The organism is Bradyrhizobium sp. (genome assembly GCF_035701725.1).
Lineage (GTDB): Bacteria > Pseudomonadota > Alphaproteobacteria > Rhizobiales > Xanthobacteraceae > Bradyrhizobium.
The window spans coordinates 1-23,306 of sequence record NZ_DASSRP010000379.1; the positions used below are offsets into that span (position 1 = coordinate 1).

29 protein-coding genes are annotated in these 23,306 nt (G+C 62.4%); 15 read left to right on the forward strand and 14 right to left on the reverse strand.

Going from position 1 to position 23,306, the window contains the following annotated elements; all coding sequences use genetic code 11:
* A partial coding sequence (locus VFL62_RS22800) for a monooxygenase (protein WP_325174656.1) occupies positions 1-291 on the forward strand: 291 nt, incomplete at its 5' end.
* Here the strand turns inward: VFL62_RS22800 and VFL62_RS22805 are convergent.
* A complete protein-coding gene (locus VFL62_RS22805; protein WP_325174657.1) occupies positions 288-902 on the reverse strand; it encodes a glutathione S-transferase in 615 nt (204 codons plus the stop codon). The genes VFL62_RS22800 and VFL62_RS22805 overlap by 4 nt on opposite strands.
* Positions 903-990: 88 nt before the next feature.
* Between VFL62_RS22805 and ftrA the strand changes: the two genes are divergently transcribed.
* Entirely contained in the window at positions 991-1,986 is a 996-nt protein-coding gene (gene ftrA / locus VFL62_RS22810; RefSeq protein ID WP_325174684.1) for a transcriptional regulator FtrA, read from the forward strand.
* A 129-nt stretch (positions 1,987-2,115) separates the two neighbouring features.
* Here ftrA and VFL62_RS22815 read toward each other — a convergent pair whose 3' ends face one another.
* A complete protein-coding gene (locus VFL62_RS22815; protein ID WP_325174658.1) occupies positions 2,116-2,325 on the reverse strand; it encodes a hypothetical protein in 210 nt (69 codons plus the stop codon).
* Between the two features lie 174 nt (positions 2,326-2,499).
* On the opposite strand from VFL62_RS22815, the gene VFL62_RS22820 reads away from it, so the two are divergent.
* The 3 genes from VFL62_RS22820 (at position 2,500) to VFL62_RS22830 (ending at position 4,565) form a co-directional block, all read left to right on the forward strand.
* On the forward strand, positions 2,500-2,700 hold the full coding sequence (locus tag VFL62_RS22820; protein ID WP_325174659.1) for a hypothetical protein: 201 nt from the start codon (positions 2,500-2,502) through the stop codon (positions 2,698-2,700).
* A 368-nt stretch (positions 2,701-3,068) separates the two neighbouring features.
* Positions 3,069-3,374, forward strand: coding sequence for a PilZ domain-containing protein (locus VFL62_RS22825; RefSeq protein ID WP_325174660.1), 306 nt, complete (start codon positions 3,069-3,071; stop codon positions 3,372-3,374).
* 105 nt (positions 3,375-3,479) lie between these two features.
* Positions 3,480-4,565, forward strand: a complete 1,086-nt coding sequence (locus tag VFL62_RS22830; RefSeq protein ID WP_325174661.1) for a DUF2336 domain-containing protein — start codon at positions 3,480-3,482, stop codon at positions 4,563-4,565.
* Positions 4,566-4,583: 18 nt separating this feature from the next.
* Here VFL62_RS22830 and VFL62_RS22835 read toward each other — a convergent pair whose 3' ends face one another.
* The 6 genes from VFL62_RS22835 to VFL62_RS22860 all read right to left on the reverse strand — a co-directional run bounded on the left by VFL62_RS22835 (position 4,584) and on the right by VFL62_RS22860 (position 10,199).
* Positions 4,584-5,639, reverse strand: coding sequence for a DUF2336 domain-containing protein (locus tag VFL62_RS22835; protein ID WP_325174662.1), 1,056 nt, complete (start codon positions 5,637-5,639; stop codon positions 4,584-4,586).
* Between the two features lie 121 nt (positions 5,640-5,760).
* Complete coding sequence (locus VFL62_RS22840) at positions 5,761-6,030, reverse strand: hypothetical protein (RefSeq protein WP_325174663.1); 270 nt, start codon at positions 6,028-6,030, stop codon at positions 5,761-5,763.
* Between the two features lie 150 nt (positions 6,031-6,180).
* Complete coding sequence (locus tag VFL62_RS22845) at positions 6,181-6,354, reverse strand: hypothetical protein (protein WP_325174664.1); 174 nt, start codon at positions 6,352-6,354, stop codon at positions 6,181-6,183.
* Positions 6,341-6,559 (reverse strand): hypothetical protein, encoded by a 219-nt coding sequence (locus tag VFL62_RS22850; protein WP_325174665.1) that lies wholly within the window; start codon positions 6,557-6,559, stop codon positions 6,341-6,343. The genes VFL62_RS22845 and VFL62_RS22850 overlap by 14 nt, the downstream gene beginning before the upstream one ends.
* A gap of 182 nt (positions 6,560-6,741) precedes the next feature.
* Complete coding sequence (locus VFL62_RS22855) at positions 6,742-7,821, reverse strand: FUSC family protein (RefSeq protein ID WP_325174666.1); 1,080 nt, start codon at positions 7,819-7,821, stop codon at positions 6,742-6,744.
* Positions 7,822-8,030: 209 nt separating this feature from the next.
* Complete coding sequence (locus VFL62_RS22860) at positions 8,031-10,199, reverse strand: carboxypeptidase regulatory-like domain-containing protein (RefSeq protein WP_325174667.1); 2,169 nt, start codon at positions 10,197-10,199, stop codon at positions 8,031-8,033.
* A gap of 498 nt (positions 10,200-10,697) precedes the next feature.
* Between VFL62_RS22860 and VFL62_RS22865 the strand changes: the two genes are divergently transcribed.
* The 6 genes from VFL62_RS22865 to VFL62_RS22890 all read left to right on the forward strand — a co-directional run bounded on the left by VFL62_RS22865 (position 10,698) and on the right by VFL62_RS22890 (position 15,868).
* Positions 10,698-11,582 (forward strand): isocitrate lyase/PEP mutase family protein, encoded by an 885-nt coding sequence (locus tag VFL62_RS22865; protein WP_325174668.1) that lies wholly within the window; start codon positions 10,698-10,700, stop codon positions 11,580-11,582.
* Positions 11,583-11,678: 96 nt separating this feature from the next.
* Positions 11,679-12,638 carry an ABC transporter substrate-binding protein gene (locus tag VFL62_RS22870; RefSeq protein ID WP_325174669.1) on the forward strand — a complete coding sequence of 320 codons (960 nt, stop codon included), beginning with the start codon at positions 11,679-11,681 and terminating at the stop codon, positions 12,636-12,638.
* Between the two features lie 10 nt (positions 12,639-12,648).
* On the forward strand, positions 12,649-13,440 hold the full coding sequence (locus VFL62_RS22875; RefSeq protein WP_325174670.1) for an ABC transporter ATP-binding protein: 792 nt from the start codon (positions 12,649-12,651) through the stop codon (positions 13,438-13,440).
* Complete coding sequence (locus tag VFL62_RS22880; RefSeq protein ID WP_325174671.1) at positions 13,437-14,198, forward strand: ABC transporter permease; 762 nt, start codon at positions 13,437-13,439, stop codon at positions 14,196-14,198. Before VFL62_RS22875 ends, VFL62_RS22880 begins: the two co-directional genes overlap by 4 nt.
* Positions 14,195-14,980 (forward strand): ABC transporter permease, encoded by a 786-nt coding sequence (locus tag VFL62_RS22885; RefSeq protein WP_325174672.1) that lies wholly within the window; start codon positions 14,195-14,197, stop codon positions 14,978-14,980. The genes VFL62_RS22880 and VFL62_RS22885 overlap by 4 nt, the downstream gene beginning before the upstream one ends.
* Positions 14,981-14,998: 18 nt before the next feature.
* Positions 14,999-15,868 carry an oxaloacetate decarboxylase gene (locus VFL62_RS22890; protein ID WP_325174673.1) on the forward strand — a complete coding sequence of 290 codons (870 nt, stop codon included), beginning with the start codon at positions 14,999-15,001 and terminating at the stop codon, positions 15,866-15,868.
* A gap of 7 nt (positions 15,869-15,875) precedes the next feature.
* On the opposite strand, the gene VFL62_RS22895 is transcribed toward VFL62_RS22890, so the two are convergent.
* The gene (locus VFL62_RS22895; RefSeq protein WP_325174674.1) at positions 15,876-16,838 is read right to left on the reverse strand and encodes a LysR family transcriptional regulator; all 963 of its coding nucleotides are present in this window, start codon (positions 16,836-16,838) and stop codon (positions 15,876-15,878) included.
* A gap of 132 nt (positions 16,839-16,970) precedes the next feature.
* Here VFL62_RS22895 and VFL62_RS22900 point away from each other — a divergent pair, with 132 nt between their 5' ends.
* The 3 genes from VFL62_RS22900 to VFL62_RS22910 all read left to right on the forward strand — a co-directional run bounded on the left by VFL62_RS22900 (position 16,971) and on the right by VFL62_RS22910 (position 19,657).
* Entirely contained in the window at positions 16,971-18,236 is a 1,266-nt protein-coding gene (locus tag VFL62_RS22900) for an MFS transporter (RefSeq protein WP_325174675.1), read from the forward strand.
* Between the two features lie 23 nt (positions 18,237-18,259).
* Positions 18,260-18,925 carry an HD domain-containing protein gene (locus tag VFL62_RS22905; RefSeq protein ID WP_325174676.1) on the forward strand — a complete coding sequence of 222 codons (666 nt, stop codon included), beginning with the start codon at positions 18,260-18,262 and terminating at the stop codon, positions 18,923-18,925.
* A 177-nt stretch (positions 18,926-19,102) separates the two neighbouring features.
* Entirely contained in the window at positions 19,103-19,657 is a 555-nt protein-coding gene (locus VFL62_RS22910; protein ID WP_325174677.1) for a DUF4142 domain-containing protein, read from the forward strand.
* Positions 19,658-19,704: 47 nt separating this feature from the next.
* Here VFL62_RS22910 and VFL62_RS22915 read toward each other — a convergent pair whose 3' ends face one another.
* Genes VFL62_RS22915 through VFL62_RS22925 form a run of 3 tightly spaced genes read right to left on the reverse strand, consistent with a single transcriptional unit; the run spans position 19,705 to position 20,355 of the window.
* Positions 19,705-19,911 (reverse strand): hypothetical protein, encoded by a 207-nt coding sequence (locus VFL62_RS22915; protein ID WP_325174678.1) that lies wholly within the window; start codon positions 19,909-19,911, stop codon positions 19,705-19,707.
* A gap of 34 nt (positions 19,912-19,945) precedes the next feature.
* The gene (locus tag VFL62_RS22920; RefSeq protein ID WP_325174679.1) at positions 19,946-20,116 is read right to left on the reverse strand and encodes a hypothetical protein; all 171 of its coding nucleotides are present in this window, start codon (positions 20,114-20,116) and stop codon (positions 19,946-19,948) included.
* Positions 20,117-20,175: 59 nt separating this feature from the next.
* A complete protein-coding gene (locus VFL62_RS22925; RefSeq protein ID WP_325174680.1) occupies positions 20,176-20,355 on the reverse strand; it encodes a hypothetical protein in 180 nt (59 codons plus the stop codon).
* A gap of 468 nt (positions 20,356-20,823) precedes the next feature.
* On the opposite strand from VFL62_RS22925, the gene VFL62_RS22930 reads away from it, so the two are divergent.
* The gene (locus tag VFL62_RS22930) at positions 20,824-21,264 is read left to right on the forward strand and encodes a nucleoside deaminase (RefSeq protein ID WP_325174681.1); all 441 of its coding nucleotides are present in this window, start codon (positions 20,824-20,826) and stop codon (positions 21,262-21,264) included.
* A 92-nt stretch (positions 21,265-21,356) separates the two neighbouring features.
* Here the strand turns inward: VFL62_RS22930 and VFL62_RS22935 are convergent, their stop codons facing one another.
* Positions 21,357-22,343 carry an ABC transporter substrate-binding protein gene (locus tag VFL62_RS22935; RefSeq protein ID WP_325174682.1) on the reverse strand — a complete coding sequence of 329 codons (987 nt, stop codon included), beginning with the start codon at positions 22,341-22,343 and terminating at the stop codon, positions 21,357-21,359.
* A 31-nt stretch (positions 22,344-22,374) separates the two neighbouring features.
* Positions 22,375-23,304 (reverse strand): ABC transporter permease, encoded by a 930-nt coding sequence (locus tag VFL62_RS22940; RefSeq protein ID WP_325174683.1) that lies wholly within the window; start codon positions 23,302-23,304, stop codon positions 22,375-22,377.
* Positions 23,305-23,306 lie beyond the last annotated feature (2 nt).

Sequence of the window (23,306 nt, forward strand, 5' to 3'; positions counted from 1 at the left end):
CCGCTGCCACGGCCGATGACGCGGGAAGAGGCGCGGCGCAACTTCCTGAGCACGGCTCCGCGATATCAGGGCGTCGCAGGTCTCGTTCGCAAATACTACTACCTGTCGCAGGACGGAATGACGATCGGCGGAGTCTATCTCTGGAATTCCCGCGCTGAGGCTGAAGCGATGTTCGACGAGAGCTGGCGGGCGGTCATGCGGGAACGATACAGTTCCGATCCATCGGTAGTTTATTTCGACTGCCCGGTCGTGGTCGACAATCAGACGCAAGAAATTATCAGCGACGATTAGTCCGGTGGGAATGCCAGGAACGCTGGCATTTTTTCCGCACGCGCCGACAGCGCGGCAAGCGCCGGATGGCCCGCCTCACTGATAACGCCGGGCAGCACGTCTTGCGTGAAGCGCCAGGCCACCGCGCTGGTAATGTCCGCCTGCATGGGCCGGTCGCCGTACAGCCACGGCGTTGCCGCTGCGATTTCCCCTTCAAGCAGCCGGTAGGCGGCCTCGAGCTGCCCCTGCACGCGATCGATCCACGGCTGATGCTGCTTGTCTTTCGGCCGAAGCGTTTGCTTGTAGACGATCTGCACGCTCTTGTCCGAGGCCGCGAGCGCCAGGCCGACGATGCGCTGGGCACGGGCATGTGCTGCGATATCGGTGGGAACGAGGCTGCGCTCGGCGCCGACGAGCCGTTCGACATGGTCGAGGATCAGCGCTGAATCCATCAGCACGGTGCCGTCATTGGTCACGAAGGTCGGCGCCTTGACGACCGGATTGATCGCGGCAAACGCCTCGAAGTTTCGGAACACCGACAGCGCTTCGTGCGCAAACGGCACCTCCATCAGCCGCAGTGAAATGGCAACGCGCCGTACGTACGGCGAATCAAGCATTCCGATCAGTCTCATCGCTTATCCCTTTCTTCCGGCCGCTTGCTGTGTCGGGCCAAGACGGTCGTGGTGCGGCAATGTTCGGAAGAAATCGGCGCTCTTGCCAGTGGCCAGAGCGGCCAATATCGTCGAGATCATGCCAAGTATTGCTCCGCACCGTGTTGTCATCATCGCCTATGACGGGCTTTGTCTGTTCGAATTCGGCTGTGCCTTCGAGGTCTTTGGCCTCGCGCGGCCTGAAATGGGCGCAAACTGGTATCGTTGCGTCGTCGCCGCAGCCGAGCCCGGCCTGCTGCGCGCCGTCGGCGGCATTCAGGTGGTCGCGGATGGCGGATTGGAGCTGTTGTCGGACGCGAGCACCATCGTCGTTCCCGGCTGGCGTGGGCCGAACGCGCCGGTCCCGCTTTCACTGTTGAAGGCGTTGCGGGAGGCACACGCGCGCGGCTGTCGCCTGGTGTCGATCTGCGGCGGCGCGTTTGTGCTCGCGCAAACCGGCCTGCTCGCCGGCAAGCGCGCCACCACGCACTGGCACCACATCGAGGAATTGTCGCGGGCGTTTCCGGATGTGGTCGTCGAGCCGGACGTGCTCTACGTCGATGAAGGTTTGCTGATGACATCGGCGGGAAGTGCGGCAGGTCTCGATTTGTGCCTCCACGTCGTGCGTCAGGATTTCGGCGCCAAGGCCGCCAACAGTGTCGCGCGTCGTCTTGTTGTTGCCGCTCACCGCAGCGGGAGCGAAGCCCAGTTCATCGAGCGGCCTGTGCCGCGGCGCGCGGGTGCCAGATTGTCGGCGCTGATGCAGACAATCCGCGCCCGCCTGTCGGAATCCTGGCCGGTCGAGCGAATGGCGTCGGAGGCCGGCCTCAGCGTCCGAGGCATTCATCGTCATATGCGCGACGCCACGGGCATGGCGCCTGGAGAATGGTTGCTGGCCGAGCGGCTGGCGCACGCGCGCGACCTTCTTGAAGAAACCAGGTTGCCGATCGAAAAGGTTGCGCTCGAAGTCGGCTTCGGGAGCGGAGCTAACTTGCGCAACCATTTCAGGAAAGCGACCGGCCTTTCGCCGGCGCTTTACCGATCGCGGTTTGAAGCAAGCGTCTAGGCCCGTCGGTTTGTCCCATATGAAGGGCGATCTCCGTGCCCTTCTTTGAAATCCGTCCGTCAAAAGCCGCGGTTTGCTTCGGAATGAGGCTGGTGAGAGGGCGGGCAATCCATCGGATCGCCGTCACCCTCAAAAGATGCCGCCGAAACCAATTTCCGGTCCGGCGAAATCGATTTCATCCCCTGACGAAATGGGCCTGAAACATAAGGCTGCAATCCTTATCCCGTAATCAACAACGGAGTTGGTTCGATGAACATCATCCTTCGCCTGATCTACCGCGAATATTGCCGGGCTTGCCTCCAGAATTTCAAATACTTCTAGCAGATCGACCAGATGCACCGGCCAAAGACGATTCTACTCCCCACGCTCGTTGTGACGGTCTTTACCGGGGTAGCGATCTGGCTCGTCGCGGGGCCGCCGCCACATTCCCCGAGACCCGTAAACGCCCATCCGTTCGCGGTCTCGATCAAGTAGTTGCGTTGAACTCATGACCCATTTGATCTGGAGATGATTATGCAGCGCGAATTGCCGACAATCGATTTCAGGGGCGAGGCCGAGGTGCGCGCCAAGGCGGAAAGCCGGCGAACCCAGGACGTTTCGGAGCTGGTAAAGGCCTTGTTCGCCTGGTGGACGCCAAAGATGCATCGGTCGGGACGCCCGATTCTCGGGGCCGTGCAGCAGGCGCATCGGGCGGTCACTGCCGGCAGGTCTTAGATCGCTGGTGGCGTTTCCGACACCCGCGCCCACATCGCACAAAGCCGAGTAGTTGCCGGCCCCCTGCGGCGCGATCATCGCCGCAGGGGTTTCTTGTCGTGGCAGTATCGAGAAGGCGCACCACTTACCCGCGATTAATGATTCAGAGTTAGGTTCCGAAGATTACACGGCCGAACTCATTGCTCGCTTACCATCCAATAATACCGGTTGCTTGTTTGGGTATTGAAACGGTTATCCGATCTTCCAGCTGTTGCCGTGCCGTCGTGGCATCGGTCGGCTCACGGGCAGCTGCGGCGAATCTCATCCGGCAATCAGGCAAGTGGGCTCGGCTCTAGCGCGTTCGGGTCGTTTGGGATCGGGGGGACCGTATGAGCAACAACCGAAAGGCCGATCGCGTGCAGTTTCAGCGCGCATTCCCGGCCAACCTTTTGGGCGTCGACGGCACCTGGAGCCGCGCCTGCCAGCTGAAAGACGTTTCATCGACGGGCGCCCGGATCGAGATTGAAGGGACGACCGAGGTTCTGCGGGCCAAAGAATTCTTCCTGGTTCTCTCGTCGACGGGGCTCGCGTTCAGGCGTTGCGAGATGGTCTGGATCGACGGCACGACGGTTGGCATTCGTTTCTTGATCAACAAGCCCGATCGCAAGTCGCAACGCCGTGTCGCCGGGCAGTAGGTGTTTTGGCACCGGCCAACCCGGTGGGAGGCTTCGGAATATCTTGGCCGCGTTGATCTACTTCAACGAAGGCGAAAGAAATATCGTCATAAGGTTTTAGTTGTCATGCAGGCTTCTGCCTCGATCATTGATGAACTGGAAGAGGCCGTCAGAAGCGGCTCCTCAGCCAAGCGCGTCGAGACGCTCCGGCAGGTCACGGATCTGTTTCTCCACGACGCCGAACGTCTCAGCGACGAGCAGATCAAGGTCTTCGACGACGTGCTCAGCCATCTCGTCGAACGCGTCGAAAGCCGGGTGAAGGCGGAACTCGGTGCCCGCCTGGCGCCGATCGACCGCGCCCCTTCCGGCGTGGTCGAACGTCTCGCCTGGGACGACCAGATTGCCGTGGCCGAGAACGTTCTGGCTCATTCCAAAAGCCTGTCCGACGGGACGCTGGTGGAGATCGCGAAAAACAAGGGCCAGGATCATCTGCTCGCGATTTCCGGACGGGACAACCTTTCCGAATCCGTCACCGACGTGCTGGTCGAGCGCGGCGAACGCAAGGTCATTCGCAAACTTGCCAATAATTCCACCGCCCGCTTCTCCGAATCCGGTTACGGCGGCATGGTCGCCCGCGCCGAGGCCGATGACGAACTGTCCGAGGTTTTGGGCCTGAGGGCGGATCTTCCACTCAAATTCCTGCGCGATCTCCTGCTCCGTGCGACAGAGGCCGTGCGTGCCAAGCTGTTGAGTGTCGCGCCGGCGGAAGTTCGAGGCGAGATCCAGCGCATCCTTGCGGCGATTGCAAGTACCGTGCAGTCCGATGCTGCGGCGCGCGACTTCGGCAGGGCCGAGGCCGCGGTGCGCAGAATGAAAGGCATGAACGAGCTCAACAGTGCGGCGATCGCCAGATTCGCGGGTAACAGAAAGCTCGAGGAAGTCGCGGCCGCGCTCGGGCTTCTCAACAATAGCGCGCCGACCGAGATGATGATGAGGGTTCTGGAGGGGCCGCGCGCCGATCTCGTTTTGATTCCCTGCAAGGCGGCGAAACTGGATTGGTCGGCGGTCGAAGCGATTCTCGTGCATCGCTCCAAGATCCGCATCGACGACGCCACGCTGAAACTCGCGTCAAGCGACTATGGCAAGCTGTCGGTCGACACTGCCGAAAGAACGCTGCGCTTCTGGCAGCTTCATAACAAGATCGACAAATAGGCCGAATGGCCTCGAGCTTCAGAACCGGACGGTCCGTTGCGCTGCCGACAGCGAGAACTCGTCGAAGGTTTTCCTGGCCTTTTCCAGTTCGGCCGGAGCCACCGGCGGCTGGCCGGGGCGATGGCGGATGATCGCAGCCGCCGTCGCCCAGTCCAGCCGCGAGGCCTTGCACGCCAGAACCAGTCCCTCGAGATTGTCGCTGGCGAGCAGCGGCAGAATGACGTCGACCGGCGATCCCGTCTTCAGCGCGAGCGCCGCAACGATGTTGGTGTATTCGCCGCGAAGCGCAAATCGGTTGATCGTCGAATCGTTCAGCTTGCCCTTGCGGCCGAGTTCGATCATTTCGGCTTGTGCGCGTGCATAGTCGGGCTGCCCTGAACCTGCGAGCAGCTTCGCCGGGTCGGCGGTCGCGATGGTGTTTTCGATCTGCTCCCGCATGACGCCTGGCATCGCATTGAGGTGGCGCATGCGCGCATCTTCCAGCTTCGCGCGGATCTTGCGCTTGAGCGGTTCGGGAAGGTCGGACCGGCGGGCGAGCTTTTGCACAAGGGGCGTATCCTGCTCGGCGATCTGCACCAGCCGCGCCCAATCGGCGTCCGGCAGTCTCGCACCGAGGTTTTCGACCAGCGCGTGATAGATCGCGGGATTGGCGCCTTGCAGCAGCGCCTCGCTGACGGCGGCATCGACGGTCTGCCGCTGCGCGATTGCAAGACGGTGCTTCGGACCGCCAGCCTGGACCACCTCAAGAATGAGTTCCGGCGCCAGGCGAACGCACTTCAGGATGGGAAGCCAGACCGATGGGTCGCCGTGAAGCGCGAGCAGCCTGGCGGATCGAGGCAACGCGCACTTGGCCTCGGAGAACTGTTCGCTGAGTTGCGCCAGCGAGCAGTTATCGACGCGGCCGATCAAGCGGACGAAGACGTCGTCGAAAAGCGCGATCTGATCCGCTGCAAGCCCCTGGGCGCGGTGCAGGAAGAGCTTGGTGATCTGCCGCAGCGTTTCGGCCCATCGTTCGGCCGGCCAACCGTCGATCGCGTCCAGCTCCGAGATCAAGAGTGCCAATGTCGATGACATCGGGGCCTCGTTTGAAAAAATGACAAGCGCAATGAGGCGCCGATATGAGGCGCGCGAATATTCGATCAAATTATTCTTGAAGGGCTAAGCTTTGTTTAAGATCCACCTGTGCGGGCGGCCGTTAAGGCCCCGTTAGGCTTTCGCCGGCGGCCCGCGATCCCTGGCCGGCCGCACAGCCGGAACCCGGAGCCTTAATCTCGCGAATTTCACCGGGCTTCATGCCATCCAGTGCGTCCGGACCAGTGCCGCCGTGATCATCCATCAGGCGCGCCGTCCATCCCTCCGGCACCTGATCCAGCACCCGATCGATCGCTTCTTCGCGCGAAGTCGCCGCAGCCCAGAGGCGGTGCTCGCGGTCATCCGTCATCACGCGTACCAAATAGATGTTCACGGTCAGCCTCCATCCTTAGGGAGGCTCCAGATGACACCGAATTTGCGCGTAATCGATTCCGGATGATTACCGGACTTTCAACCCGCTTTGCTAAGATTGATCAACTTACTCAAGATCGTTCGCAGCCATGATGGCCGCATCGGCGCGCATTCAATCTCCGGATAGTCTGGCGGCTTCCGCAGGCACACTCCTGCTGCCCGGCAGATCGATATTGCCGGCAACGATATGCAGGGCGAGGAATCCAGCGGCGATTGCGATCAAGACCGCGTAACCGGCGACCTCGAATAATGAAAACTTGCGCTCCGGCTTGTCACTCAGGGACATCTTCAATTCCTTTCAAAATCCGCTCGCGGTCTTTCGCGTCGATCAGGTGCCGGTAGCGCCGAAGGATGCGTTGCGCTTCCAGGCGTCTCGAATGGTGCAAGGCCTCGACAAGCGCTGTCAGAAACCCGCGCCGCCGTGTCTTTCGCTGAAATGAAAGTGCTTCGGAGTCGGCAATCGCTTTTGACGGCAACGTGGCATCGCTCATGGGGTAAGCTCTGCTGCTTTGCGTGATCAATGATTGGAGCATGCGCGCCTTCACACAAGCCGCCTGTGAGAGGGGTCACATTTCAAGTGAATGTGAGCGTGATGACATTTGCGCCATCACGGTGAGTTTTTGGGCGTTTGCGCACTTGCGTGACGCTGTCTGGACGGAAACGTCAGAGAGCGCTATTCACGCGCCCATTCGCCGACCACGCGATGCACCTCGACGAAGTGCTCGCGCAGCTGCTCGAGCGCAAAGCCGAGTGCAAACAACCGCTCGGCCGCCTCGCTTTCCATGTCGCGCGTCAATCCCTCGCGCCGCACGGCGCTGAAGCGTTCGACGTAATCGCGGAACGACGCGTCGGCCGCGGCCAGGGGCGGGGCGGGCTTCTGTTCGCGCAGGGCGGCGCCGCTGGCGCGGAGAAAGCCGCTTCCCGTGATCTCAATATTTTCGAGTGATGGCGTCAGCCGGGCTGCGATTGCCGCCGGCAGCTCGCATCCGACCGCCCGGCCGAGCATCACGATGTCATGACGCAGGCGCAGGAGCGTACGCAGCAGCGGACCGGTATCGGGACCGGAGGTGAGGCGCGATTTCCGTTCGTGCTCGGCCTCGGCGCCGATGGTGTTGAGCTTTGCCAGCGCGGCGGCAATGCCGTCCTGAATACGGCGGCGCTCGGCGGCATCGAGTTCGCGGGTGTGATCTTCCAGGAAACGCGACAGCGCATCGGCCATCAGATCGAGCATATCAGCCGCGGCCTGGATCGTGATCGTATTGGCGCGAGACGGGAACAGCAGAAAGGAAACGATGAAGCCGACGGTGCCGCCGGTGGTTACTTCAAGCACGCGATCGAGCGCGGAAGCCGCCGGGCTGACGTGCTGCATGCCGGGAACCAGGAGCACGATGATCGCCGTGATCGGCAACACGTTGAAGTTCGCGCGAAACGAGGCGATGAAGGCGAGCGGCGCGATCGCGAGCGCCAGCACCGCGAGCAGGGCCCATTCGCTTTCGTGCGGAATCAGGATCGCCAGGGCGCCGCCATAGGCAACGCCAGCGAAGGTGCCGATCAGGTAGTCGCTTGCGACCTTGATTGAACGTCCGAGGCTTGCCTGGGTCACGATCAGCGAGGTCAGAACCGCCCAGAGCGGCAGATGCAGGTGCAGGATCTGCGCGACCACGAAAGAGAGCAGTGCACCGACGGTGACGCGCAGCGCCAGAATCAATTGCAGCCGGTCGCGGTGAATTCGCCCGCGGATCCACGTCAACATTCTCGAAGCGCGGCTTAGGTCTGAAGACATCGGCTTGCGTGGATCATGGCGGAAGCGGGCGCGCTATCTTTAGCCAGCTTCCGCGCCGGCGCAATCTCGAGTGCAAGCGCAAATCGGGCCCCGAGCCTGATGGCGTGGAGCCCGATTTCCTGTCCTCGCTTTTTGCGCCGTCGCTAACGGCCTCGCACGCGCTCAGCCTGCTCGGGCGCTCAGTGCGCCAGCGGGTCGGGCCGCAACTGCACCTTGAACACCTTCGGATAGGCCTCCGTGCCGCCCTCGCCGTGGAAGTTGGCCCGGGTGCCGGAGGTGGTCCACAGCCCGCGGCCCTTCCATCCCTTGGATTCGTCATCGATCCGGCCGTCGACGTTCTTGGTGAAGAAGCCGAGCGGGTAAGGCATCCGCATGTTCACGAATTTGCCATTGACCAGCGCCAGCAGCGATTCCGCGCCATTGGCTTCCGCGATCGGCACGTTCTTGCCGAGGCCAAAGACGTTGTAGCGGTCGACCCACACGAAATAGGCATGGTTAGCGCTGCCCTTGGGGTCGAGGCCTTTGAACTGCGGTCCCGGCAGGCGATAGAGATGCCAGCCTTCCGGACACTGCTTGCCTTCCGCCGTGGTCGGGCCGTTGAGCGGACCCTTGCACAGCTTGCGGTCGAAGCTTGCGAGATGGCCGCTCGACAACACCGTCCAGACCACGCCATCCAGCCCGATATCGATGCCGCGTGGACCGAAGGTGCCCTCCGGCGGCTGATAGACTTCAGCCAAAGCGGTGTTGGCGGGATCGGAGCCCGGCGTCAGGCGGATGATGTAGCCGGGCTGATCGATGCGGGAGAAGCCGCGATCCATCGCCTGGCCCCAGATCGAATCGTCGACCGGGCTTGGCATCACGCCGTAGAACGACGCCGCGATGCGCTTGTCCTTGGTCGGATCGAGGGGATCCTTCGCGCCCACATAGGCATCGCGCTTGCCGTTGCCGTTGGTGTCGATCACGAGCGCGGTCCAGCCCTGCGCGGCGACGCCGTCCTTGGTCTCGCGGAACTTCTTGGTGTCGAGCCAGCCGACGACGCCGCCACCGAGACCCGGGCCGCCCGCGCTGGTCCACAGCGTATTGTTGGCGTCGTGTCCGAAGTAAAGATGATGCGTAGAGAAGCAGGTGTTGATCATGTCCCATTGGCCAGTCGCAGGGTCGAAGCGCGAAAGTTCGCGCACAGCCGAAGCCTGCGGATCAGCTTTCGCGGAAGGGTGCTGCGAGCCCTGTTTGCAGTAATCGGGATTCGCCGGTGGGCGCAGTTTGGCGGTGAACCAGACCTTGCCCTGTTCGTCCATCATCACGTTATGGATCGAGGTGTGGCCGTCCCAGATCGCCTCATCGCCCCAATAGGCCGAGGTGCCGTGCGGCGCGTCCGCCGAACCCTGCATCTTCTCGTCCAGATAAGGCTCCTTGATCGTCGAGGCGACGTTCTTGATCGGATCGAGCGTCGGGATGAGATCGGTACTCTCTTCCGGCGAGCCGTAGATCAACCCGTTGGCGTTGACATGCGGATTGCGCTTGTCGGTCGAAATTGCGTCATGCTGGTAATGCCCGGGCGTCGCCCAATCCCACAGCGTATAGACGACATTGCGCTCGATGCCCTTCGGCCGTTCCGGCTTGTCGAACGGCAGCGCACCTGCCGCGATCTTGTCGGTCCATTTCGAGAATACCTCGTAGACCTTGTCGGGCCCGATGCTGTTGATGGCGGTCGCCATGTATTCCATGGCTTGACCGGCTTGCGTGCGCATCGCCCAGGCGGTCTGCGAATTGCCCTGCGCCTGATCCATGAACAGCTTCGGCACTTCGCGAATGCCGCGCGTACCGAGCGCATGACAGGACTGGCACATGTTCTTCACGGTGTCGACGAACTGGGCCTGGCTCTTCATGGTGTCGGGCATCTTGTTGCCCTTGGCGCCGGTGCCGGGGAATTCGCTCGCCGGCGGAATGTCGATCAGCGAATACCAGTACATGCCGGGATAATGCTGCGCATCCGCGGCTGCGGACGCCGCCGGCTTGACCTTGAAGTCGACGGTCTTGCCCGGACGCGCATCGACTTGCGCGCTGTCCGTCAGACCGTAGCCGCGCACCCAGACCTTGTAGTTCGCATCCGGCAACTCCGGAATGACATAGCGGCCCTGGTCGTCGGTCACGACGATCTTGGCATATTTGGTCGGCAGGTCGCGGGTCTCGGCGATAATCCAGACGCCGGCTTCCGGGCCCTTGTCGCCGATCACCTGCCCGCCGATGTCATGGGCCGAGATATCGATCTTGGCCGCGAGCGCGGCGCTGCCGAGCGCCAGCGTCAGCGCGCTCGCGCCCAAGGCAATCAATCGAATTAGCTTCATGGCTCGTTTCCCCATCTCAGCAGCAGGATTGCATCGCCGTGCTTCACGCCGGTTATGGCACACGGTTTGTCATGTGCGCTATTTCGACCAAAGTCTTCTTCTTGTCGAGAGCGTCCTGGTCGGTCGACGTTGCTTCTCATATGGTGAAAAAGCGCGGGCGTGATCAGGTGGAGTCGACGCGCGTGTGGCGCTCGCGAATCGCTTCGCGCACTGCGTCATGTCCGGCGCATTCGGCTACCTCGCATTGAGAAGGATACGTGCCCGTCGGCCGACGCAGGCGCCGGTGCAAGCGCTGATTTTTGCAGATACCCCCTTGGCATCGAGAGGCGGCGCTTTAACATGGCGGCTGACGGAGCGGATTTGACGTTCGCTGCCAACAGTGGCCGCTGCGAAGGGATGCGATCCTTAGAATCGGACCGCTGGTTCCAAGTCTAACAACAAAGAACGGGGACAGGTGGCCCTCAAGAGCCATCGCCCGGGCAAACAAGGGAGGACGGCTTGGCAGAGGCAACACCGCTTCGCGCACTGCTGCAACGCGATGGATGTCTGACGCTTCCGGGCGTCTTTGACGGCATCTCGGCCCGAATGGCCGCCAGCATCGGCTTCGACGCGCTTTACATGACGGGTTATGGCGTCGTCGCCTCCGCGCTCGGGGTGGCCGATGCCGGCACCGCGACCTTTTCCGAAATGCTCGATCGCGTGCGCTGCGTCGCCGGCGCCACCAACCTGCCATTTCTCGCCGACGGCGATACCGGCTATGGCGGCCTGCTGAACGTCGATCGCACGGTGCGCGGCTATGCTGCGGCGGGAGCCTCCGGCATTCAGCTCGAGGACCAGGAGTTTCCAAAGAAGTGCGGCCACACCGAGTTTCGCCGCGTCATTCCGGCTGACGATGCCGTCGCCAAGATCCGCGTCGCGGTCGAAGCGCGGCCAGACAAGGACTTTCTCATCGTGGCGCGCACCGACGCGCGCTATGCCGAGGGACTCGATGCTGCGCTCCGCCGTGCCGAGCGCTTTCTAAAGGCCGGCGCGGATGTGCTGTTCGTTGAAAGCCCGGAGAGTCTGGAGGAATTGCGACGCGTCGCCGAAACCTTCAAGGGCGCGTGGCTACTCGCCAACATGGTCGAGGGCGGTCGCACGCCATATCTGTCGACGGCCGAACTCGGCGCGATGGGATTCAAGATCGCGCTTTATCCCGGTTCCGGTTTTTTGACCGCGGCCGGCGCACTGCAACTGGTCTATCGCCATCTCAAGAGCGAGGGTATCGGCACCGGCAGCAAGGCGCCGATGTTGCCGTTCTCGGAAATGAATCAGCTGATGGGCTTTCCTGCCGTGCACGCCTTTGAGAAGCGCCACGGCCTGGGTGGGGCCGACGCCAAGTAAATCGTGTCTGAAAATTACGATTTCTCCGACGCGCTGCAGAAGGATCGCGCCATGACACAGCGAAGACGATTTTTCCGACCGGGACGGATTGGCTTCTTGGTTGCCTTGGCTGCGGCCATCGCGGCCTGGACGTCATCTCGCGCGCAGGCCGAAACGATCACGGTGACGCATTGGGGCGGGCAGTTTTACGGCGTCCCCTATGCGGTCGCGATGGAAAAGGGATTTTTCAAGAAAAATGACGTCGACGTGACCGGTATCCTCACCGCAGCCGGCGGTGGCACCGCCGTGCGCAACACGCTCGCCGGCGGCATTCCCTTCGGCGAGGTGTCGCTGGCCGCGGCCGTGCAGGCCATCAACGCCGGCCAGAAGCTCATCATCATCGGCGCCGGCGCCTGGTCGGTCGCGGACCAGATGTGGATGGTGAAAAAGGACTCGACGCTGACCGGCATCAAGGATCTCGCCGGCAAGCAGGTGGCCTATACCGCGCCGGGCTCCGTCAGCAACATGATCATCCTGATGGCGCTGAAGGCGAACGGCATGACGCCGCAGCAGGTCAAACTTGTGCCGGCCGGCGATCTCGGCGCCATCATCTCCGCCGTCGGCGGCGGCGCGGTCGACGCCGGCTTCTCGGACGAATTGTTCTATGCCCAGCACAAGGAACTGGTGAAGCCGTTGTTCATGGTGCGCGACGTGCTTGATCCGCGCATGATGCAGACCGTGATGATCACGACATCAGAATATGCCAAGGCGCATCCCGACATCATCAAGGGCCTCGTCAATGCCCGCCGCCAGGGACTGGCCTATGCGATCGAGCATCCCGACGAAGCCGCCGACATCACGGCAAAGGCCTACAATAATCCGAACATCGAGCTGTTTCGTGGCCACGTCCGTGAACTGATCCGCGTCAATTTTTGGAGCGATGGCCGGCTCGATTATGCGGCGATGAACCACATGGTCGAAGGCCTTCAGATCACCGGGCAGATGAAAGGCGAGGTCGACTGGCCGAAATATGTCGATACGTCGTACCTGCCGGCGGACTTGCGTCCGACGCAATGAGGAGTGTGGCGTGAGCGAACAGCCGCAGGTATCGCTGGACGAGGTGGTGCGTCGCTATGACGGGCCGCCGGTCGTGCAGGCGCTCGGTCCGATCAGTCTCGACATCAAGCGCGGCGAATTCTTCTCGATTGTCGGCCCGTCCGGCTGCGGCAAGTCGACCTTGCTCGACGTGGTCGCGGGCCTGGTGCGCCCGACCACCGGCAGCGTGCGTTTCGAGGGCAGGGAATTGCGCGGCGAGGTGCCCGACGGCGTCGGCGTCGTATTCCAGGAAGATTCCAGCATGCCCTGGCTCAGCGTGCGCGACAATGTCGCCTTCGGCCTCCGCACCTCAGGTCTACCGAAGCTGGAAGTCGCTGATCGCGTCGACCATGCGATCAGCTTCATGGGACTTTCGCAGTTTGCCGAACATTTTCCGGCGCAGCTCTCCGGCGGCATGCGCCAGCGCGTCTGCATCGCGCGCACGCTGGTGCTGCGTCCGCGCCTGATCCTTTTGGACGAGCCGTTCGGCGCGCTCGATCAGCAGACGCGCCTTCTGATGGGCGACGAACTGTTGCGGCTGTGGCGCGAGAGCGGGGCAACCGTGCTCCTGATCACCCATGCGCTCGATGAGGCCGCGATGCTGTCCGATCGGGTCGGGGTGATGAGCGCGCGGCCGGGCCGCTTCATCGATATGGTCGAAACCGGATGGCCGCGCGACCGCGACAGTCGCGTCGTTTCGGATTCCAGATTCGGCGCACTGACCGGCCGGCTGTGGTCGTCGCTGCGCGAAGAGTCGCTGAAAACCATGGGCAGGGCCGCATGAGGCGGCGCCACGCCGCCCTGATCGCGCGCATCGCCGTCCTGGCATCACTGCTTGCATTGCTGGAAATCGGCTGCCGCTTGGGTGTCATCGACACGCTCGCCGTGCTCGCGCCGAGCGACATGGTGGCCTCGATGGTTGATCTGCTCCGCTCCGGCGAACTCAACGCCGGAATCGTCAGCACGTTTTCAACCATCTTCTTCGCCTTTGTGCTTGCGGTCGTCATTGGCACCGCGCTTGGCGCGCTGATTCATCGCATTCCTCGCTTGCGCGATGTCGTCGATCCGCTGCTTGCCTCTTATTACTCGGTGCCGACCTTCATCTTCTATCCGCTGCTGGTGGCGCTGCTCGGGCTCGGCAAGGCGCCGCTGGTGGTGCTCGGCATTCTTTCGGCGACGCCCGCGGTCGTGATCTCTACGCTGTCGGGACTCGACAGCGTAGCGCCCGTCCTGATCAAGCTTGCCCGCGTCCACCGGCTGACCCCGGCCCGTACCCTGACGTGGATCGTGCTGCCGGCGGCGATGCCGCATCTCTTCACCGGCTTCAAGCTCGCGTTGAGCTATGCGCTGATTGGCGTCATTGCCGGGGAGTTCATCCTGTCCGGCACCGGGCTCGGCTATGCGATCTCGTTCGCCTATCAGAGCTTCGACAACCGCGCGATGTATGGCGCCATGCTGTTCGTGCTGCTGGTCGCGATCGTCGCCAACGGCGTTCTTTATGTCTGGGAGGGGCGCCTGGCGCGCCGCCGTTCACGGGGATGAGCGAGCTCTCGTTCGATCATACGCAAAAGCTCGCCGCGCGTCGGCACTTCCGCGCGTTCGATGCCATCGTGCTGACGCTTCTGATGCTGGCGCTCTGGCAGGCGATCGGAAGCTGGACCCAGGGCGTCGCGGTTTCGCCGCCGCTGCAAACGCTGACCTATCTTGGCGGCCTGCTTGGTACGGCGATGTTCTGGGATCACGCGGCGGCGACACTGGAGGCATTCGCACTCGCCTTCGTGCTCTCGGCGCTGATTGGGCTCGCGCTCGGCCTCATTTTCGGCATCCGCCGGTTTGCCGGCGAAGTCGCCGAGCCGATTCTGGCGGGTTTCTACACCATCCCGAAAGTGACGCTCTATCCGGTGGTGCTGCTGTTGTTTGGCCTCGGCATGTCCGCCAAGGTCGCCTTCGGCGTCATGCATGGGCTGGTGCCGATGACACTGTTTACGTTAGGGGCGGTGCGCAACCTGCCGCCGGTGCTGGTGCGCACCGCGCGCGTGTTGCGTCTGTCGCAGGCGCGTACCATCCGCTGGGTGCTGGTGCCGGCCTGCCTGCCCGATATCGTGAACGGCCTGCGCATCAGTTTTTCGCTGAGCTTGCTCGGCGTGCTGATCGGGGAGATGTTCTCCTCGCAAAAGGGCCTTGGCTTTCTGTTGGTCAATGGTATGGCGCAGAACAATGTGAGGTTGTCGACGGCGGTCGTGACCGTGATCGTGGCGGTCGCGATTGCCGCCAACACGCTGATGCTGCGCGCGGGCAGACGATTCACGCGGCGGGCGGCGTAAGGCGAGCAGGAGAATGGTATGACAAAGCCGACGACGACGTTGAAAACCATCCTGGGCCGCCGCGAGGCGACGATCTTCGCCGGAGCCGCCAACGGCCTGTTCGCGCGTATCATCGAGGATCTCGGCTATGAGGCGGTCTATGTCACCGGTGCCGGCATCGCCAACATGTATCTCGGCGCGCCGGACATCGGCCTGACCACGCTGACCGAGATTGCAAACCATGTCGCGGCCATTTCGGATGCGGTCGCCGTTCCCTTGCTGGTCGATGCCGATACCGGCTTCGGCAATGCCGTCAACATGGTGCGCACGGTGAAGGTGCTGGAGCGGGCGGGCGCGGCGGGATTGCAGATCGAGGATCAGGTCTTTCCTAAGAAGTGCGGCCATTTCGACGGCAAGGAGGTCGTGCCGCTGCAAGAAATGCTGGCGACGATCAAGGCCGCGGTCGACACGCGGCGCGACGGCGACCTTCAGATCGTGGCGCGCACCGATGCGCGGGCGATTTTGGGACTTCAGGCCGCGATCGACCGGGCGGGGGCCATGATCGAGGCCGGCGCCGACGCGACCTTCGTTGAGGCGCCGACCTCGGCCGAGGAACTGGCGCAGATCGCGAGCAGCCTGTCGGTACCGCAGGTCGCCAACGTCGTATTCGGCGGCAAGACGCCTGAACTCGGGCGAGAGAAATTCGCCGAGCTAGGCTTCGGCTGCGTGCTCTACGCTAACGCGGCATTGCAGGCGGCGTTGAAAGCCTCGCATGAGGTGCTGGCCGCGTTGAAGCAGGAGGGATCGCTCGCTTCCGTCGCCGATCGTCTCGCCGGCTTCGATATTCGCCAGCAGGCGGTTTCAAAGCCAAAATATGACGCGCTCGAGCGCCGTTATCGCGGCGGATGAGCTGAGGTCAGCGACGCAAAGGCGAACGCCGGATCGTCCTGCGCCTCGATGCTGATTTTTTGCGGCCCGCCTTGATATCGAAGTAATTGAGCTCGGCGGTGACGCCTTCGATCACGCGCATCACCGCCTCGATCCGGTCTGCATCGGCCGTGACGTGGTGCGCGAGATAGACGCGGCCCGCCGCAAGCTGCGGCTTGGACGCGATGACGGCAAGCGCGCCGGAGGGGCGATAGGCCTCGATCATCCGCTTCGGAAAAATGCCGATGCCGATCCCTGCGGCGACCAGCTGCGCGGCGGCATTGACGCTGGTGCAGATGCAGAGCGGCCCCGGCTTCTGTCTTGCCGAGGCAAACCACGCGATCGTGTTGCGGTACATCGATGTCGGCGGCGGCGTGGTGATGACCGTCTGACGCGACATCGCCCGCGGTGAGGTCCGCAGTTGTCTTGCGAGCGCCGGGGTCGCGGCCCATACATTGCCTTGAGGGCCGAGCGGCACCAGCCGCAGCGCGCGGTCGCCGATCGGATCGACCAGCACGGCGAGATCGAGATTGCCCTGCAGCAGCTCCTGCTCGAGCGCGGAGCTGGTGGTGACGGTCCATTCCGGGCGCAGTAGCTTGTATTGGCCGGCGAGTGCCGGCACCAGATGCCGCAAGCAGGCAATCGCAAAGCCTTCCGCCAGTCCAATCCGGATGCGCCCGTCGATGGTGGCAGGGGTCCCGGCCTTGTGAAGATGGCCGTACGCATCAAGCACCGGCTTTACCTTGGCGAGAAAGGCATGTCCGGAGCGGGACAGCCGCACGCCGCGGCCGTAACGTTCCAGCACCGGCGCGGCAAGCTCGGCTTCGAGCTTGCGCAAGCGCAGCGAAAGCGTCGGCTGCGTGACGTTGAGATGAGCCGCCGCGCGGTGGACTGAGCCGAGTTCGGCGACCCAGTAGAACGCCTCGAGTTGCGCGATGCTGACGCGATTCATTGGAAAAACCTATCAAATCGGGAAAAGCCATTTAATTGGACAGGCCTCGCCCTATCAATATTACTTCCAGGCTGGCGCATAGAAAAAGCAGTCGGGCCAGCCGACCGGCGCCGGCAAACGAGGGGGGACGAAGTGACCTATCGCCGAGGCTGGATCGCGCTCTTGATCTTCACGGTCGTGATCATCAACTACATCGACCGCATTGCTCTGTCGGTGGCGGCGAAACCCATCGTCGCGGAATACGGCTTCTCGCCGGTGCAGATGGGCTATTTGTTTTCCGGATTCTTGTGGACCTATGTGGTCTGTCTGGTGCCGCTCGGACTTCTGGTCGAGCGGATCGGCGTCAAGAACATGGTCGGCGGCGGCATTGCGATCTGGTCGACCGCGACCGCGCTCACGGCCGCGACCGGCGGCTTCGTCTCGATCCTGGCGGCGCGGCTGGTGATGGGCGCCAGCGAAGCGACGACCTTTCCGGCCTGCGGCGGCGCGATTCGCCAATGGTTTCCGGAACGCGAGCGTGGCTTTGTCACGACATTGTTCAATGGCGGCTCTTCGGCGGGACCGGCGGTCGGCGCCATTCTCACCGCGGCGTTGGTGAGTTGGTTCGATTGGCGCACTGCGTTTGTCGTATTGGGCGCGATCGGCTTCGTCTGGCTGATCGCATGGGTGATCTGGTACGGAACGCCGGAGCAGGTCGCGTGGTTGAGCGAAGAGGAGCGGATGAAAATCCTGTCCGAGCGCAACGGAACCGGGCCGGTGACATCAGCAGGACCGCCGCCTTCTTCGCTCGGCTATCTCCTGAGCCAGCGCAGTGTCTGGGGGCTGGTGCTCACCCAGGCTTGCCTCGTCTACACCGCCTATCTGTTTCTCACCTGGCTGCCGACCTATCTGCAGTCGACGCGCGAACTCTCGACCATGAACACCGGTTATCTCACCGCTGTGCCGTATCTCGTCACAATCGTGCTTGGGGTCACCATCGCCCGTATCAGCGACCGCGTATTATCGTCGAAGGACATCCAGGCCGGCCGCCGCCGCAACTTCATTGCCGCGATGGCGGTGCTGGCGATGCTGATCCTGCTCGCGCCGCTGGTTGACGGTCTTGGTCAGTTGCTGCTCGTGCTCACGCTGGTGCTGACGGGCTCGAACACCGGGGCGGGGCTCAACTTCACGCTCGCCAGCGACCTGTTGCGCAATCCGCGCGACGTCTCGCGCGTGGTCGCGATCACGGCTTTCGGCGGCAATCTGTTCGGTCTGATCGCGCCCATCATCACCGGCTACGTGGTCGCCGGCACCGGCGGTTACACCTGGGCGTTCCGGATTGCGGCCGCCCTGTTGTTCTGCGGTTGTCTGGCAACGCTCGGCCTCACCCGCCGGCCCATCGAACCGCAACACGCCTGAACGTTTCCGGGAGATTTTCGATCATGGCGGACAACATCAAGCACCATTACGCTGGCCTGCGCCGTCCCATCACCGACGAGACCCGCGCCGGCGTCATCGAGGATTTTCCCGAGATCGAGCTGGTGCCGGACAAGGCGCTGGGCACGCGCTGCGTCGAGGCCTGGAGCTATTCGCTGTGCTGCTCGGATTTCAAGCGGATCAGGGATATTCCGCCCTGGGGCAATCCGAACGGTCCGATCCTGAGGAAGGGAAACCAGACCGACCATTTGCGCGGCGTGGTGCGCACCACCAGGGTGCTGGCGGAGGAGTTCGAACATTCCCATCCCAATGTTCGCATCGACTGGGACGTGCTGCTCGCCGGCGCGGTCTGCCATGACGTCGGCAAACCCTATGAGTTCGACCCCGGCAACCGCGCCCGCTGGCAGGCCGATCCCGCCGACAGCGGCTCGCCGACCTTCCGTCACTCGGTGTTCGGCATGCATGTCTGCCTGACGGTCGGATTGCCGGAGGAGGTGGCGCATATTGCCGTCGGCCATTCGTACGAGGGCCTGCATATGGGCGTCAGCGCCGAGTGCATGATCGTTCGCCAGGCCGATCATGGCTGGTGGCACGTCGCCGGCGCGCTCGGCCTGATCACACCCGAGAGCCTCGGCGCGCTGCCGAACAATCTGCGCGCCCGCAATCTCTGAATTTGGTGCGGCGCCGGATCGCTGACGACGGTCTGCTTGACCTGAACCACCATCGGCCTTGGCGGGTCGGGCAGCATCTGCCCCACGCCGGTCGTGTTCCCTGATGCGGTCCAAAGGCCACGGGAACTTCATTGTCCGCGTGGGATTGGTGCAGGGACATGATTTCTGGAGGCTCAGATGAATCGATGGATTGCTTCGGCGGCTTGCGCCGTTTCGCTGCTCGCGCCCATGATGCCGGTACCAATGGCGCATTCCCAGTCGCTCGGGGAGAAGACCGGCGTCAATTCGACCCTTGGCATTACGCCGACGACGCAGGACTTCGTCACCGAGGCTGCCAATAGCGACATGCTGGAACTCGCCGCCGCCAAGCTTGCGCAGGACAAGGGTAATGCGGACGAAAAGAAGTTCGCCGAGCAGATGACGACCGATCACACCAAGACCAGCAAGGATCTGAAGTCCATGGTTGACAGTGGCGACGTCAAGGCCACGATTCCCGCTTCGCTCGACAGCTCCTCGCAGAAGAAGCTCGACCAGCTGCGCGATGCCAAGCCGCAGGATTTCGCCGGCTATTACGATCCGATGCAGGTAAGCGCGCACAAGGACGCGGTATCGCTGTTCGAGCGCTATTCCAAGTCTGGCGACAATTCGAAGCTGAAGGATTGGGCCGGCAAGACGTTGCCCACCCTGCAGCATCACCTCGAAATGGCCGAGAACCTCAAGAAGCGCGACTAGGCCATCGTCGAGACAGTGCGCCTTCTGCCCCGCGGAGAAGGCGCGATCTATTTTCCGCTGGCAATCGCCGCCGTATGCATGCTGTCCTCCGCCACCTCGGATGATGCCGAGGCAAAGAAGTGATTGGCAACCATGGCCATGACCAGAAGCGCCAACGCCGTGCTGTACAGCATCAGGCTTCGGCGCAGCCATTTCATGTAGATGATGCGATCTTCGGGCGACAAAAGTCGAAGCTGGCGCTGTGAAGGCCCCATGACGATTGCTCCTGCGATAACAAACACGGTGAAATCAGAACGGCGTCAACAAATCCTGCGGATCGAAGGGAGCGATTGGCAAATTGAATTGCGCCGACATCCCGATCAGCAACAGCGCGATCGCCCAGATCGCCAGCGGCACGCCGAGTACCAAATGCGGCGGCGGAAAAGTCTTTGGTTCTGCAATCCGGATATAGGTCGGCATCAAGGAATCCTCGTGGAGGCCGGTCGCCCGGCGACAATGAGTGAAGCGGTCGTTGGTACTTACGGAAACGCGGCCATCAGCGCGATGTCGGCGGGCCAGTTACCGGGCTGCAGCGCGGCAAGGACAATCGCCGCCGCAAACACCACCAGGAAGGCTGTCCCGATCAGCGTGAGGTTCAGGTTTAAGGGAAAATGGATTTGAGTTTTGTCGACCGGACTGAGTTGAGCGGAATTCGTCATCATGTCCTCCAAAGAAAGACCTGAAAAATCCGAAAGCGGCTTACAAACGATGTCGTCGTCAATATCGATTACGAGTGATGGATTACGCCCGCCTCTTGCCGAAGACTATGAACTCGTTCACACGCGGGTCTGTTTTCAATTGTCACAAATTACTGATCGTTCGGCAGAGCCGACCTGAAATCGACGCAGCACAAGCGCCCCTCGACGCATGCAGAAGGATCGCATCGGAACGCTGCATTTTTATTACGAGTGTAATTCAGCAAGATGCGTGCCAACCATCGACGGCCGGTGGAGTTGAATTTTTCCCGTGCAGGCGGAGCCTGCTTTGGATTAAATCGTGTGCAGCAAGCTCACGAATGCCGCGCAAGTTCTTTTCGCCCATGATTCGCTGGCACGTTCTCTGCTTGATTAGTCAGCAACGTGAGCAACGTTGTGCCGGCGACGGCAACAAGGCAATTCGAGGTGACGATGACCGATCATGCATTCTTCATGGCCAAGGCCTACGACCAGGCGTGGGCCAGCTATCAAAGCGGCGGTGTGCCCGTCGGCAGCGTGCTGGTTCGTGGCGGCGAGATCATCGGCGAGGGACACAACCAGCGCGTCCAGAAATCGGACCCGATCGCGCATGGCGAAATGGACTGCCTGCGCAAGGCAGGACGTCAGCGCAGCTATCGCGACACGGTGATCTATACGACGTTGTCGCCGTGCATGATGTGCACAGGCACCATCATCCTGTTCAAGATTCCCACCGTCGTGATCGGCGAATGCGTCAATTTCGGCGGCAACGAACAGTTCTTGCGCGATCGCGGCGTCGACGTGATCGACTTGAAGGATCAGCGCTGCATTGAGCTGATGGCGCGCTTCATCCGCGAGCGGCCGGATATCTGGAACGAGGATATCGCGGAGTAGCGTCCGCTTTCGCGCCCTCTGTCTTTTTCGCAAATAAAAAGACGGGGCCGATCCGGCCCCGTCTTCCAAAGATTCAAACTTACGGATCGCGTTTACTTCATTGCGTCATAGACGGCGAAGGAGTAGGCGCCTTCCGGCTTCTTGGTGATGACGGGGTCGGAGCCGCCGGCCATCAGTTCGGACACGGTGCGGTCGTAATCCTTGACGTCGAGCTTGCCGCCGGTATCGCCCAGGAGCTTCGCGACCTCGCCCATCATCCGCTTCTGGTCCTTCTCGGTCTTGGCGCCCGTGGTGTCGGCGGCCAGGATGATCTTCACGGCTTCATCGACGTGGGTCTTGGCGTAATCCCAGCCCTTCATCGAGGCCTTGACGAACTTCGCCATCTTGGCCACGAACGCCGGGTCCTTCAGGTTCTTCTCCAGCACATAAAGGCCGTCTTCCAGCGTCGCCACGCCCTCGTCTTCATACTTGAAGACCACGAGCTGGCTCGGCTTGTAGCCGCCGTCGATCACCTGCCAGTATTCGTTGTAGGTCATGGTGGAGACGCAGTCGGCCTGCTTCTGCAGCAGCGGATCGACGTTGAAGCCCTGCTTGATCACCTTCACGCCGGTTGGCGAGCCGTCGGTCTTGAGGTTGAGCTTCGACATCCAGGACAGGAACGGATATTCGTTGCCGCCGTACCAGACGCCGATGGTCTTGCCCTTGAAGTCGGACGGCTTCTTGATGCCGGTTTCGGCGCGGCAGGTCAGCTCGAGGCCGGAGCGCTTGAAGGTCTGCGAGATGTTGACGAGCGGCACGCCCTTTTCGCGCGAGGCGAGCGCCGACGGCATCCAGTCGACGGTCACGTCGGCGCCGCCACCGGCGATGATCTGCGGCGGAGCGACGTCCGGGCCGCCCGGCTTGATCGTGACGTCGAGACCGGCGTCCTTGTAGAAGCCCTTCTCCTTGGCAACGTAGTAACCGGCGAACTGGGCCTGCGTGACCCATTTGAGCTGAATGGTGACGGAATCGGCGGCCTGGGCGGTGGGCACCGCAAGACCGAGCGCCAGACCTGCAGCAATAACGAGACTCTGTTTCATGAATAACCCCAAATCATGGGACCTTGCCGACCTAGGTCCGGTACGATGGATGCCAGAAAGTTGTCGCGCGTTCGGCCAGCGTGACACATCCGTAAAAAGCCATTCCGGCAAGGGCCGCGAGTGCGATCTCCGCCCAGACCATGTCGATCGCCATGCGGCCGGCCTCGGTTGAGATGCGAAACCCGATTCCTTGCGTCGGTGTTCCGAAGAACTCTGCAACGATCGCGCCAATTAGCGCCAGCGTCGCGTTGATTTTGAGCGCATTGAAGATGAAGGGCAATGCGGCCGGCAAATAAAGCTTGGCAAGCGCCTGCTTCGGGCTCGCCGCATAGGAGCGCATCAGGTCGCGTTCGATATGGCCGGCGGCGGAAAGTCCGGCGATGGCGTTCACCAGCATCGGAAAGAACGTCACCAGCACCACCACCGCGGCTTTTGACGGCCAGTCGAAACCGAACCACATCACCATGATCGGTGCAATGCCGACCAGGGGAAGTGCGGAAAAGAAATTGCCGAGCGGCAACAGGCCGCGGCTCAGGAATTGATAGCGATGGGCGAGAATCGCGACCGCAAGTCCGGCGCCGCAGCCGATCGCATATCCGATCAGCACGCCCTTGATGAAGGTCTGGGTGAAGTCTTCGGCAAGCGTCGGCAGCGAATGTGCAAAGCGCGCGGCCGCCGCGCTGGGGGCCGGCAGCAGCACCGGCGGGACGCCGAAGCCGCGCACCGCGACTTCCCAGAGATAAAACACGGTGACGCCGAACAACAGCGGCACCACCAGGTTCACGGCCCGCTGTTGCGGGCGGCGAAGCTGCTGCAGGTTCGCCAGATTGACGAGCGCCAGCGCCACCGAGAGCCAGCAGGCGATCACCAGCATCCAGAATCCGGCCTGGGCCGAACCCGCGATCGCGGGATGCTTCAACAGCACCAGTGAGGCGGTTGCGGCGAGCGCCGCGCCGATCATGG